This window comes from Alteromonas confluentis (assembly GCF_001757105.1).
In the GTDB taxonomy this organism is placed as follows: Bacteria; Pseudomonadota; Gammaproteobacteria; order Enterobacterales; family Alteromonadaceae; genus Alteromonas; species Alteromonas confluentis.
In genome coordinates, this window is record NZ_MDHN01000025.1 from 41,870 (window position 1) to 54,810 (window position 12,941).

The 12,941-nt window shown below is 48.2% G+C and carries 15 protein-coding genes; 11 read left to right on the forward strand and 4 right to left on the reverse strand.

Going from position 1 to position 12,941, the window contains the following annotated elements:
* The first annotated feature begins 249 nt into the window (after positions 1 to 249).
* The 11 genes from BFC18_RS10635 to rpoS all read left to right on the forward strand — a co-directional run bounded on the left by BFC18_RS10635 (position 250) and on the right by rpoS (position 10,277).
* Positions 250 to 1,881: a methyl-accepting chemotaxis protein gene (locus BFC18_RS10635; RefSeq protein ID WP_070125541.1), complete on the forward strand. Its 1,632-nt coding sequence runs from the start codon at positions 250 to 252 to the stop codon at positions 1,879 to 1,881.
* A 141-nt stretch (positions 1,882 to 2,022) separates the two neighbouring features.
* Positions 2,023 to 3,717 (forward strand): TIGR03545 family protein, encoded by a 1,695-nt coding sequence (locus BFC18_RS10640; protein WP_070125542.1) that lies wholly within the window; start codon positions 2,023 to 2,025, stop codon positions 3,715 to 3,717.
* A 55-nt stretch (positions 3,718 to 3,772) separates the two neighbouring features.
* The gene (gene ftsB, locus BFC18_RS10645; RefSeq protein ID WP_070125543.1) at positions 3,773 to 4,060 is read left to right on the forward strand and encodes a cell division protein FtsB; all 288 of its coding nucleotides are present in this window, start codon (positions 3,773 to 3,775) and stop codon (positions 4,058 to 4,060) included.
* Between the two features lie 6 nt (positions 4,061 to 4,066).
* Positions 4,067 to 4,771, forward strand: a complete 705-nt coding sequence (gene ispD, locus BFC18_RS10650) for a 2-C-methyl-D-erythritol 4-phosphate cytidylyltransferase (protein WP_070125544.1) — start codon at positions 4,067 to 4,069, stop codon at positions 4,769 to 4,771.
* 9 nt (positions 4,772 to 4,780) lie between these two features.
* Positions 4,781 to 5,257, forward strand: a complete 477-nt coding sequence (gene ispF, locus BFC18_RS10655; RefSeq protein WP_070125545.1) for a 2-C-methyl-D-erythritol 2,4-cyclodiphosphate synthase — start codon at positions 4,781 to 4,783, stop codon at positions 5,255 to 5,257.
* Positions 5,254 to 6,321, forward strand: coding sequence for a tRNA pseudouridine(13) synthase TruD (gene truD, locus BFC18_RS10660; RefSeq protein ID WP_070125546.1), 1,068 nt, complete (start codon positions 5,254 to 5,256; stop codon positions 6,319 to 6,321). Before ispF ends, truD begins: the two co-directional genes overlap by 4 nt.
* Before the next feature lie 25 nt (positions 6,322 to 6,346).
* Entirely contained in the window at positions 6,347 to 7,096 is a 750-nt protein-coding gene (surE, locus tag BFC18_RS10665; RefSeq protein ID WP_070125547.1) for a 5'/3'-nucleotidase SurE, read from the forward strand.
* A gap of 31 nt (positions 7,097 to 7,127) precedes the next feature.
* Positions 7,128 to 7,763, forward strand: coding sequence for a protein-L-isoaspartate(D-aspartate) O-methyltransferase (locus tag BFC18_RS10670; RefSeq protein ID WP_070125548.1), 636 nt, complete (start codon positions 7,128 to 7,130; stop codon positions 7,761 to 7,763).
* Complete coding sequence (locus tag BFC18_RS10675; protein WP_070125549.1) at positions 7,760 to 8,338, forward strand: YqaA family protein; 579 nt, start codon at positions 7,760 to 7,762, stop codon at positions 8,336 to 8,338. Before BFC18_RS10670 ends, BFC18_RS10675 begins: the two co-directional genes overlap by 4 nt.
* 8 nt (positions 8,339 to 8,346) lie before the next feature.
* A complete protein-coding gene (locus BFC18_RS10680) occupies positions 8,347 to 9,207 on the forward strand; it encodes a peptidoglycan DD-metalloendopeptidase family protein (RefSeq protein ID WP_070125550.1) in 861 nt (286 codons plus the stop codon).
* Between the two features lie 71 nt (positions 9,208 to 9,278).
* Positions 9,279 to 10,277, forward strand: coding sequence for an RNA polymerase sigma factor RpoS (gene rpoS, locus BFC18_RS10685; protein WP_083273021.1), 999 nt, complete (start codon positions 9,279 to 9,281; stop codon positions 10,275 to 10,277).
* Positions 10,278 to 10,362: 85 nt separating this feature from the next.
* On the opposite strand, the gene folA is transcribed toward rpoS, so the two are convergent.
* From folA to rplU, 4 genes are all read right to left on the reverse strand, one after another.
* A complete protein-coding gene (gene folA / locus BFC18_RS10690) occupies positions 10,363 to 10,869 on the reverse strand; it encodes a type 3 dihydrofolate reductase (protein ID WP_070125551.1) in 507 nt (168 codons plus the stop codon).
* A gap of 20 nt (positions 10,870 to 10,889) precedes the next feature.
* Positions 10,890 to 12,050, reverse strand: a complete 1,161-nt coding sequence (gene cgtA, locus BFC18_RS10695; RefSeq protein ID WP_070125552.1) for an Obg family GTPase CgtA — start codon at positions 12,048 to 12,050, stop codon at positions 10,890 to 10,892.
* Between the two features lie 181 nt (positions 12,051 to 12,231).
* Positions 12,232 to 12,489 (reverse strand): 50S ribosomal protein L27, encoded by a 258-nt coding sequence (gene rpmA / locus BFC18_RS10700; RefSeq protein ID WP_070125553.1) that lies wholly within the window; start codon positions 12,487 to 12,489, stop codon positions 12,232 to 12,234.
* 15 nt (positions 12,490 to 12,504) lie between these two features.
* Positions 12,505 to 12,816, reverse strand: coding sequence for a 50S ribosomal protein L21 (rplU, locus tag BFC18_RS10705; RefSeq protein WP_070125554.1), 312 nt, complete (start codon positions 12,814 to 12,816; stop codon positions 12,505 to 12,507).
* Positions 12,817 to 12,941 lie beyond the last annotated feature (125 nt).

Here is a 12,941-nt window from a genome sequence, read left to right on the forward strand (position 1 = left end):
CAAGTTAAGTCGATCTATGATCTTTGTATGCCAACGACATGGTTAAGATCATGTCTGGCTGTCGCGGGCGCGATGCTATCATAAACCCAGGCTGCGTAAACGAAGCATTTGTCGTACCTTCGAGGCTGTCTAACGATAGCTGTAAATAAATCCTGCCGAACTTAGATTTAACGAAATAAAGCTGAATAAAATGGCGCAGAAGCCGATACCTTCCTACACTCATTAAAATTAAATTTTGCGAGAAATTTTATGAAGCTAAGAAACTTCAGCGTGGTACAACGACTCGCGTTTTTAGTGCTATTGGTTGCCAGCCTGGTAGTGGTAATGACCACGGTAGTTTTGCAACAGCACTACAAAGCACAAAAAGAAGACGCTTACGAATCAACGAAACACATCGTTGAAATCGCCTATTCCACGGTTCAACATTATGCTGAACTGGCGAATAAAGGCACTTTATCGCAAGCCGATGCCCAGTCTTTAGCGAAAGCCTCTATCTCCTCGATGCGTTATGACAACGGTAACTATTTGTGGATTCAAGACGACACGCCCGCCATGGTGATGCACCCGATCAAACCCGCATTGAATGGCCAGGATCTGACCACTTTTAAAGATGCAAATGGCGATACCTTTTTTGTCACCATGGCGAAACTGGTGAAATCTGAAAATGCCGGATTTGTGCCTTATGTGTGGCCGCTGCCAAATTCAGAAGAAGCTGTCGATAAAATTTCCTACGTAAAACGCTTTGCCGACTGGCAATGGACAATTGGTACGGGGATATACCTGACACGCCTGGATGCGGCATTCTCCACCATCCGCAATATCTTTATTGGGCTGGGGGTTATTTGTTTGGTACTGATTGCCTTATTCACCTGGTTAATCGGTAAAAGTATCACTACCCCGCTGCATGCGGCTGCAGACAGCATGAAAAACATTGCGCAAGGCGAAGGTGACCTTACACGAGAATTGCCCACCGATGGCAATGATGAAATTGCCCGACTGGCTCGCCATTACAACGCGTTTGTTGCCAAGGTGCGTGATTCACTGCAAGCCCTGAATAGTGCGATTGAACAAGTGTCGTCGCAAGGAAAGCAACTTGAGACGATTCGATGTTCAAGCGGAAGTCAGGCGGAAACACAGAGCCATAATGCCATTCAGGTAGCCGCGGCGATGGAACAAATTACCGTGCAAATTGGTGATGTAAGCCAGCATGCGGCAGCAGCAAACCAGTCAACGGAACAAGCAGAATCGAACGCACATCAGGGTATTACTGCGGTAGCGAAATCGGTTCAGGAAATTCAGTCGCTCAATCAAAGTATCGATTCGCTGGTCAATACAGTGAATCAGCTCGCGCAACAAAGTGATAAAATTGGTAGCGTGCTTGATGTAATTCGCGGGATCTCTGAACAAACCAACTTGCTGGCGTTGAATGCGGCCATTGAAGCTGCCCGCGCAGGTGAACAGGGCCGAGGCTTTGCGGTGGTCGCCGATGAAGTTCGCACGCTGGCAAGCAGAACCGGACAAAGCACGGATGAAATTCAGCAGATGATTCAGGAACTCCAAACTGGCTCGGCCGCTGCGGTGAGTGCAGTGAAAACCAGCCAGTCGACGGTAGACAGTACTGTGAGCAATGTGAATGAGGCCAACGACACGCTACACACCCTGCTCTCCATTGTGTCTGATATTGCCGGTAAGAATCGCCATATCGCAGAAGCTACGGACCAGCAGAATGAAGCGGCGCAGGAAGTGAACCTTAGAATCAATGAGCTTTCTGAATCTGCGAAGCATACCGTCGATAACGTGGAGCAGATGACCAAAACCAGTCAGGCTTTGGCGGATTATGTAGAAAAAGCCCGTCAAGCTATGAGTAAATTTCAGTTCTAAATGGTCTGTTAGGTGAGTGCGACGTGGTTGCACTCATCGCACTGTCATCCAATCTTCACACTCGCGAGTATTAAGGACAATGCTATGCTGACCCCCTAGCGGTGAAGTCAGCTTCTAAAAAAGTCTAGGCCTGGTGTAAAAATGAAAAAACGCTACATCCCCCTCGTCGTTTTACTTCTGGTAGCCGTTGGCTACTGGCTGTTTGCCAATACGATTATTAAATCCATCTTGGAAGACCAGCTTTCTCAGTCGTACGGGGCTGAAGTGAACATTGGCAGCTTTAATCATTCATTGTTTCCCACAACCGTGACCATTGAAGATATTCAACTGACCAACCCCACTGCGCCAATGCGAAATCAGGTGGTTGTTGGCAAAGCCTTTGGCGACGTGGCGTTAATGCCTCTTCTTTCAAAAGAAGTTATCGTAAACAAACTTCAGGTGCTGGATGTGGAATTCGATCAGCCAAGAAGTAGCGAAGGTAAGGTGCTTCGTCAACCTACTCAAAGCTTGACCTTCGATGAAATAAAACAGAAAGCGAAAGAAGCCATTCCTACTGTGGATGAACTGATTGAGCGCAACCCGCTCAAGACCACGGCGGCAGTAGCACAAGCAAAACAAACCTACGAAACGTATTCCGAAGAACTTAAAACGTCTTATCAAGCGTTACCTGACAAATCTCGCATCGAGGAATACAAAACCCAGGTAGAAGCCTTAAAAGAGATGGATTTCAAAAATCCTCAGGCGCTGGTTGAAGCGCAATCAAAGCTCAAAACGTTAAAAGAGCAAATATCAGCCGACCGGGCGCTGATCACAGATTTTACTGATAATGCGAAGAATGCCCGCACTGCCCTTTCCGACTCTCTACAACAATTGAAAGCGGCACCCAAACAAGATTATCAGCTGATGAAAGGCATTATTGCTGGTGATGAAGCCGCCATGCAGCAAGTTACCCAGTTGGTGTTCGGAGACAAGGCGGCGGAATACACGCAATATTTGATGTCTGCTGTGCAAATTGTATTACCGTTAATCCAAGGGGAACCACAAACCGACGATACGCCAGCTACCGAGCTCCCCGCCATTTTGGTAAAAGAAGCCGAAGTGGCGGTGAAATATAAAGATGAGACCATTGGTAGTGTTTGGAAAAACATCACTAATACGCACCCGGTATTTGGCGAACCCACTACCTTTACCATTTCTGCTGCGGGTGAACTGCTAAAACAATTCGAGTCTTCCGGACAATTCTGGATAGATGAAAAAGGCGTCGATGCTTCACAACAATGGTCGCTGGCCGGCGTTAACCTGGCGAATGTTCCCATGGTGAATAGCGAGAAACTCTCTGCCGCACTGGAAAAAGCCTTGGTAACCACATCGGGACAATTCTCGATTAATGACAATTTGCTTAACGGTAGCGGTGACATTGATTTAGCCAGCCTGGTTATTGAAGCGGCAGGCACCAACAAACTGACCACCGCCATTGCCAATGCGCTGAACCAGTTAAAAACCCTGGACATGAAACTTAACCTTTCCGGTACCCTCAGCAACCCGGATTTTGCGATATCTTCAGACCTCGATAACAAATTAGCGCAAGCCGCTATTTCAGAGCTAACAGCCAGTCAACAAGATAAACTGGATGAAGTAATGCTGCGACTCAATGGCATGGTTGGAGGCGTACAAACTGAGACTCAGGGCCAACTGGTTAACGTGGAAAGCATGTTAAGCGCAGCACAAGGCGACAGCAGTCAGTTAGAAAGTTTGCTAAAAACCCAACTGAACAGTGTGATCGACCAGCAGAAAAACAAACTGTTTGATAAACTGAAAAGCAAGCTCGGTCAGTAGACCGGGCTGGCCGTAGAAGGCATAATGAACCTTTAATCAGATAACAGGTGTTTCCGTGTGGCGGGATAATTGGGTTACTTTCGTACTTTTGGTGTTGCTGGGCTTGCTCCAGTATCGCTTGTGGTTCGGAAAAAACTCAGTGCCTGACTATTTGGCACTGAAGCAAGAAGTACAGCAACAATCCCAGCAAAACGATAACCTTGCCCAGCGTAACAACCTTCTTAAAGCCGATATTAGCGATTTGAAAATTGGCCTGGAATCTATTGAAGAGCGTGCCAGAAACGAACTGGGCCTGATAAAGCAGGGCGAAACCTTTTACCGGATCCTGCCGGCGGAAAACTAAGAATTCATGACACATTCCTCAGTCGTTGCCGTGGTACCGGCCGCAGGTGTTGGCAGCCGAATGCAGGCTGACCGCCCCAAACAGTATCTCCAGCTCGGTAACAAAACCATTCTCGAGCACACACTTCTTACACTTAATGCACACCCCGCTGTTAGTCGTGTTGTGGTAGCGTTAAGCTGCGACGATCCTTACTTTCCTAACCTCCCCATTGCGGATGCCTCCTGGCTTACCGTGGTTGATGGTGGTAAAGAACGGGCCGACTCAGTGTTAGCCGGTTTGCAGTTGCTTAACGACGATGAGTGGGCATTGGTGCACGATGCTGCGCGTCCTTGCGTGTCCCACGACGATATAGACACCTTGCTTGAAGTGAGAAACCGAAGTGATGTGGTTGGCGGTATTCTGGCTACACCGGTGCGAGACACCATGAAGCGGGAAAGCACAAGTACGCCGGGCGCCATTTCTCATACGGAAAGTAGGGATAGATTATGGCATGCGCTCACACCACAACTTTTTCCCGCGGGTTTGCTAACAGCCGCGTTAAAGCAGGGTGAACAAAAAAAAGTGGTGGTTACTGATGAAGCTTCAGCCATGGAAGCCGCGGGTTATCAGGTAGCGCTTATCGACAGCAACCCGGCGAATATTAAAATAACACGCCCAGCGGATATGCCGCTGGCCGCATTCTACTTACAACAGTCACAACAGAAAGGTTAAGAGGCAACTATGCGAATTGGTCACGGTTACGATGTTCACAAATTTGGTGGCGAAGGTCCCATTGTTATTGGTGGCGTCAGTATCGACTATGAACAGGGTTTACTTGCCCACTCTGACGGTGACGTGCTTATTCATGCGCTTTGCGATGCCATTCTTGGTGCTGCAGCCATGGGCGATATTGGCAAACACTTCCCAGACACCGACGACGAATGGTCTGGCGTGGATAGCCGCTATCTGCTGCGTCATGTCATAAGCCTGGTAAAAGACAAAGGTTACGGACTGAGCAACGCCGATATGACCATAATTGCTCAGGCCCCTAAAATGGCACCGCACATTCAAGACATGCGCGCGCTGCTTGCCACCGATTGTCAGTGCAGCATAGAAGACATCAACGTAAAAGCGACAACTACCGAAAAGTTGGGTTTTACCGGCCGTAAAGAAGGTATTTCCGCGCATGCCGTCGTTCTGCTGAAGGCGCTGCCATGAATCTGTCTACTGCTCACTGGCGCTACAGTAAGGAAGCACCGGCTTGCACTGCTACCTTGAAAGCCAAGCCTGAAGACTTTGTAGTAACCGAAGAGCTGGGTTACGACTTCAGTAACGACGGCGAGCATCAATTTATTTGGGTAGAGAAAACCTTGGCGAACACGGCGTGGGTAGCAGAGCAACTGGCCAAGTTTACGGGTTTGCCGCTGCGCAATGTGTCGTATGCGGGCCGCAAAGACAAATACGCCGTTACCCGTCAGTGGATTGGCTTGCACGCGCCGGGAAAGGCCGATTTTGACTTTTCGAAACTGGCGATTCCAGGCGTAAAAGTGTTGGCTCAACATCGCCACAATAAAAAGCTACGCACCGGCCAACTGAAAGGAAATCACTTTGCGATTACCTTGCGCAATGTGAGCGATGCAGACAAACTTATCGCCGAATTACAACGCGCTGCCGTGCAAGGTGTTCCCAACTACTTTGGCGATCAACGTTTTGGCAATGTTCGCATTGGAGAAACTGGCGAACGTTTGGAAGGTGGAAATCTTCAACTAGCGGCAAAAATGGTGGGCGGTGAAGCCATCCGAAACCGTAACAAGCGCAATATGGCAATTTCCGCATTACGCAGTTGGTTGTTTAACGAAGTGATCAGTACACGTATTGAAAACGGCGCATTAAATACGGTACTCCCCGGCGACGCTCTGATGCTGTCAGGCTCACACTCCTTCTTTATTAACGATGGTGAAGATTCCACCGTTCAACAGCGTTACGAACAGCAGGATTTATCACCAACAGCGCCATTATGGGGCAAGGGCGACTTGCCGTCGAAAACCATTGCCGCCGCACTGGAATTATCAGTGACAGAGCAATTTGAGCCAATCACCACATTTCTTGCCGCCGAAGGGTTAAAACAAGAACGTCGTCCGGTAAAAATCTGGCCGTCGCAACTTGAATGGCAACATAACGGTGATACAGTTGTTGTTTCTTTCAGTCTGCCTGCCGGCTGCTACGCCACTACGGTGCTCAGAGATTGTGTAGATTTAAGCACCGTTCAAAGCGCAGATTAAGTTTTCTACTATTTCCGGAGCATGCATGCGCATTTTATTAAGTAACGACGACAGTGTATTTGCCAAAGGCATTGCGATCTTATTTGAAACGCTGACTAGCCGACACGACGTTACCGTTATTGCCCCAGACCGAAACTGCAGCGGTGCCAGTAACGCGCTGTCCCTGCACAGCCCACTGCGTATTCAACAATTAGATAACGGCTTTTATTCGGTAAACGGCACGCCTTCCGACTGTGTGCACCTGGGTGTAAATTGCTTTTTGGAAGAAGATCCAGAGTTGGTTGTTTCGGGGATTAACCACGGTGCGAATCTCGGTGATGATGTTATTTACTCTGGCACTGTTGCAGCCGCAACCGAAGGTCGCTATATGGGTCTTCCTGCTATTGCGGTTTCCCTCACCAGTCATGAAGGCAAGCATTTCGACACCGCGGCTCGGGTAGTCCTGGATATCATCACCAAGTTAGAAAGCCATCCTTTGCCTGCTAATCAGATTTTGAATGTGAACGTACCGGATGTTCCTTACGATGAATTAAAAGGGATTAAAGTGACTCGCCAAGGCCGCCGACATCGCGCGGAAGCAATGGTAAAAGCGAAGGATGCTTTTGGCCGCGAGATCTACTGGTACGGTCCTGCCGGTGCGGAACAAGACGCCGGCGACGGTACCGATTTTCATGCAATAGCCAATGGGTATTGCTCCGTCACACCACTCAGCGTGGATATGACAGCCCACAGCAGCCTGGGTACCATGGAAGAATGGCTGAATAAAAAAATCTAATAACAATTCTAACAGGAACACATTTGTTGCAATGAGAACATTGAAAAAAGGTGAAATGCTGGCTGAACTTCTGTTCAGTGAAGGTGTGCGTGATCAGAAAGTGCTAACGGCTATCGCGGCCACGCCCAGAGAACTGTTTTTACCCGATGCCCTCAAACACAAGGCATACCAGAACACTGCCCTGCCCATTGGTCAAGGCCAGACCATATCGCAGCCTTATATCGTGGCAAAAATGACCGAGCTGCTACTCAAGGCGCAGAATAATCCACGTAAGATCCTTGAGATCGGCACGGGCTCTGGTTATCAAACAACAATTTTAGCTCAGCTTTTTGGTCACGTTTACACTGTGGAACGTATTAAGTCGTTGCAGTTCCAGGCAAAGCGCCGAATGAACCAGCTAGATTTGCACAATGTGTCTATGAAGCATGGTGATGGCTGGAAAGGCTGGCCAAGCAAAGGGCCTTACGATGCCATTCTGGTTACTGCAGCCGCGAGCAGCCTACCGCAGGACTTGTGTGAGCAACTTGAAGAAGGTGGCCGCTTAATTATTCCTGTAGGCAGTGAGCAGCAAAATCTACTCTGTGTTGACAGAATCGACGGTGAACTGAAAACAGAAACCATCGAGGCTGTTCGATTTGTACCACTGGTTGCAGGAGAGCTTCAGTGAAAATTTTTCAGCCATGCTATGATTTGGCGCTACGTTGGTCGCGACATCAGTTCGCCAGCAGATACCTCGCGTTGCTCAGCTTCGCAGAATCCATGTTCTTTCCCATTCCGCCTGATGTCATGCTTGCCCCTATGTCGATGTCTCGGCCCCAACGAGCCTGGACGTTTGCACTTATCACTACAGTAGCTTCTGTACTGGGTGGTATTGCAGGATATGCGCTGGGATATTTTACTTTTGAGGCCTGGATCGAGCCCCTCGTCATTTCCGCTGGTTATGAAGGTAAGCTTCAGACTGCGATGGATTGGTTTGAAACCTATGGCGTTTGGGTGGTTTTCCTCGCCGGGTTCTCCCCTATCCCCTATAAAGTGTTTACCATCAGTGCGGGTGTATTAAATATGGCATTCATTCCCTTCCTTATTGCTTCGGCAGTGGGACGAGGAGCCCGCTTCTTTTTAGTCGCTGGTCTAATGAAATTGGGTGGTGCTGCAATGGAAGAAAAGCTACGGGAATACGTCGAAATTCTTGGTTGGGCCACCATTGGTCTCGCCATTCTTGCTTATCTCATCCTTCACTGACACCGTTAATGCGAACCATTTACGTTCTTCTTGGTTGTTTTTCCGTCATTTTTTTGACGGCCTGCTCTAGCTCAACAGGCCCCGCGCCAGTGACTTTGCTCAATAGTCAGGTAGAAAAAAAACAATCGGGGTCAGAGATTCAAAGCTATGTAGTAAAAAAAGGTGACACGCTATTTGCGGTCGCCTGGTACACCGGAAATGACTACCGAGACATTGCAAAATACAACTCACTATCAGCACCTTACGATATCTACCCTGGTCAAAAACTGCGCTTAGCCCCCCCCTCTACGACATCGCTGACACGCAACACCCGCCCCAGAAAAGTGCAAGAAAAAACTGGTACGACCAGTAAAATATACAACAAAAGGGGTGTTGACCCTAAACCGGCACAGGCGTACAGTGAACGTGAAATTAATGTTAACGGACAAGAAGTTACCGCCGTCAAACCTTTGACTAAAACTGTCAATAACCCGTCCAGAAGAGACTTTCCGGATAAGGTGTCAAAATGGGTTTGGCCAAGCAATGGCAACATTACGTTAACATTCAGTAATACTGAATCCGGTAATAAAGGTTTAGACTTAAGCGCCCAAAGAGGTTCACCAGTTTTAGCCGCCGCCGATGGCAAAGTGGTATACGCCGGTAACGCATTACGTGGTTATGGTAATTTAATCATCATAAAACATACGAATGCATTATTGAGTGCTTATGCACACAACGCTAAGCTTTTAGTCGATGAACAGCAATGGGTAGCCGCAGGGCAACAAATTGCAACCATGGGCGACAGCGGAACAGATTCAGTGAAGCTACATTTCGAGGTCAGATATCGCGGGAAATCGTTAGATCCCCTGCGCTATTTGCCGAAACGATAATAATAACAATAAATAATAATAAAATTTGAGGAGAACATCGCAGGGTAACCAACAATGCAGGAGATGCTGTCGTGGGTCAGACAAAAGCCGCTGTAATCGAATCAAAGTCTCGTGATGAGTTAGACGAGATGGACATGCCAGTGAATATGAAAGCTGGTAACACTAACACTGCCGACATAGACGACGATACTGATGACTCAGTATTCGTTCAGGACGACTTACCAAAGAACCTGGATGCAACCCAGCTTTATTTGGGAGAGATCGGCTTCTCACCTCTATTAACTGCCGAAGAAGAAGTCTATTTTGCCAGACGCGCTCTGAAAGGCTGTGAAGCTTCCAGAAAGCGCATGATTGTATCCAACCTTCGCCTTGTCGTTAAAATAGCGCGCCGCTATAACAATCGCGGTCTTGCACTGCTCGACTTGATTGAAGAAGGTAACTTGGGTCTTATCCGCGCTGTTGAGAAATTCGATCCGGAGCGAGGCTTCCGTTTCTCAACTTACGCAACCTGGTGGATTAGACAAACCATCGAACGTGCCATCATGAACCAGACGAGAACCATTCGCCTGCCTATTCATGTTGTCAAAGAACTCAATGTTTATCTGCGTTGTGCCCGTGAGTTGTCGCAAAAGCTCGACCACGAACCCACTGCAGAAGAAATCGCTACCGAGCTCGATAAGCCTGTCGACGAAGTATCACGCATGCTGCGTTTGAACGAGCGTATCACCTCTGTAGACACCCCCATTGGCGGTGAGAACGATAAAGCCCTGTTAGACATACTTGCAGACCAGAATGAATTTGGTCCGGAAGAAGACCTGCAGGACAACGATATGAAAGCAAATATCGTGAAGTGGCTGGAAGAACTCAACGCAAAACAGCGTGAGGTACTGGCTCGTCGTTTTGGTCTGTTAGGGTATGAGCCATCCACTCTAGAAGATGTGGGTGCAGAAATCGGTCTCACACGGGAACGTGTACGTCAAATCCAGGTTGAAGCATTGCGCAGACTGCGGGATATGCTTAGCCATCAAGGATTGTCGTTAGAAAGTCTGTTTGATCAGATGGGCGAATAGCCCTCAGATAAGTGGAATTGGCTTAGGCAATACTGTGATATAGGCACATGGTGCTTACATCACAGTATCTGCCTGGCGATATGCTTTAGCGTTTGCGCTGAAGCGTGACAAAACGATAATTATGCGGGTTCGCCTCATCAGCAATATGCTGTTGGCTTTCCGCTTCATCCCATTCCGCATGTGCCAGATAATCAGGGAAACGGGTATCGCCCGCTACTTGCAAATCAATGTGGGTAAGATAAAGGGTTTCTGCCATGGGTAGAAACGTTTCATATATCTTACCACCACCAATAATCATAATTTCCTGTTCATCGCCCACAAGTGTTTGAGCGACTTCCAGCGCCTGCTCTGGCGAGCTGACTACGATAACCGACTCCGGGAAATCCGTAGTAGTTGACGATGTCACCACGATATTCGGACGGCCAGGTAACGGCCGGCCAATAGATTCGTAGGTTCGGCGCCCCATTACCACCGGCTTGCCTAGCGTAACGGCTTTAAAATGCTTCAGATCAGCGGGTAAGTGCCATGGCATATCATTATCGGCACCAATCACACGATCGTGGGCCATGGCTGCAATCATTGCTAACTTCATCACAACTCCCTGAAATACGATTAACGGCGGTATTCGACTTCTACATCGTAGTCGTCTTCATCCCAATCATCATCGTCATCCAGATCGTCTGACAGATCATCACCAGTCGCTTTCTGATAAGCATCCCACTGAAAATCAATTTCCTTAGCTTCATTTTCATCAACTACCTCAGCCGGTAACGTTTCAATGAAGTTCATGATTTCGTGGCAAAGTGCATTGGTATTCATTTTCTGAAATGCAGAAATTTGATATACCGGACCATCCCATTCGAGTTTTTCGGTGATCTCTTTACACAGCGCTTCGACTTCTTCTTCAAGCAGTAGATCGACTTTGTTAAACACTAACCAACGTGGCTTTGCTGCCAGTTTGGGGCTGTATTTTTCAAGTTCTTCAATGATCTTACGGGCGTTTTCAGCGGGATCGCTTTGATCAGCAGGCAGAAGATCAACCAGGTGCAGTAAGATCCGGCAACGTTCAAGGTGCTTTAAGAAACGAATTCCCAAACCAGCGCCGTCGGCTGCACCTTCGATAAGACCCGGAATGTCAGCAATAACAAAGCTGCGTTGAGAGTCTTGTCTCACCACACCCAGATTCGGTACCAGAGTAGTGAAAGGATAATCTGCAACTTTCGGCTTAGCGGCCGATACAGAGCGAATAAAAGTAGATTTACCGGCATTCGGCATACCCAGCAAGCCCACGTCAGCCAGCAGCATCAGCTCCAGGCGCAGGTTGCGGATTTCACCCGGCGTACCATTTGTTTTCTGACGTGGCGCTCGGTTAACACTGCTTTTGAAGCGCGCGTTACCTAAACCGTGAAAGCCGCCCTGCGCTACTTTAAGACGCTGGCCATGCTTAGTCAGGTCGCCCAGCACTTCCGCGGTTTCCACATCTGTAGCACGGGTACCTACTGGCACCATAACCGTGAGATCTTCACCTGCACGGCCAGTACAGTTGCCGCCTTGACCATTCTGGCCACGCTCTGCACGGTGGAAACGCTCGAAGCGATAATCAATGAGGGTGTTCAGGTTTTCGTCGGCCTGCAAATAAACAGAACCGCCATCGCCACCGTCACCGCCGTCAGGACCACCTTTCGGGATATATTTTTCACGTCTAAAGCCAACTGTGCCGTTACCGCCATCGCCGGCTTCAACACGAATTTCAGCTTCATCAACAAATTTCATTAGTTACTCCGAGTCGTTGTCGACTACCGTATTTGAAAACTAAGTTTACACCATTGTGACAATCACTACATCGCCAATCTGATGAAGGACACAGGGCCCTGTAAAAAATCTTGTTACTACAAACAAAAAACCCCGCTTACGCGGGGTTTTTTAAGCCTGTTCGGCGTAACGTCAATCGGGATTACTCGCCGATGATGCTCACGAATTTACGGTTGTTCTTGCCCTTAACGTCGAACTGAACTTTACCGTCTTTCAGAGCAAACAACGTGTGATCTTTACCGATACCTACGTTGTCGCCAGCGTGGAAACGAGTACCACGTTGTCTTACGATGATGTTACCAGCAAGAACTGATTCACCGCCAAAGCGCTTAACACCAAGGCGTTTACTTTCTGAATCACGACCGTTTTTGGTACTACCACCAGCTTTTTTGTGTGCCATGTGTTCGTGCTCCTATTATGCGTTGATACCAGTGATTTTCACTTCTGTGAACCACTGACGGTGACCCGCTTGTTTACGGTGATGTTTACGACGACGGAACTTAACGATAGTTACTTTATCGCCACGACCGTGTTGTACAACTTCAGCAGTCACTTTACCACCAGCAACTAAAGGTGTGCCGATCTTGATGTCGTCACCGTTGCTAACCATTAATACGTTATCGAATTCAACAGTCTCGCCTGGCGCGACTTCGATCTTCTCTAGACGAACGGTCTGGCCTTCAGCCACACGGTGCTGTTTACCGCCACTTTGGAAAACCGCGTACATATTCTACTCCGCTCTGCGTCTCTTTGACGCTTCATATTCAAAAAACAGGGCGCGAATTGTACGTGAAACATCCTGAGATCTCAACCCCGAAAAGCACAAAATTTGATTATTTTTCGCGCTTCGGT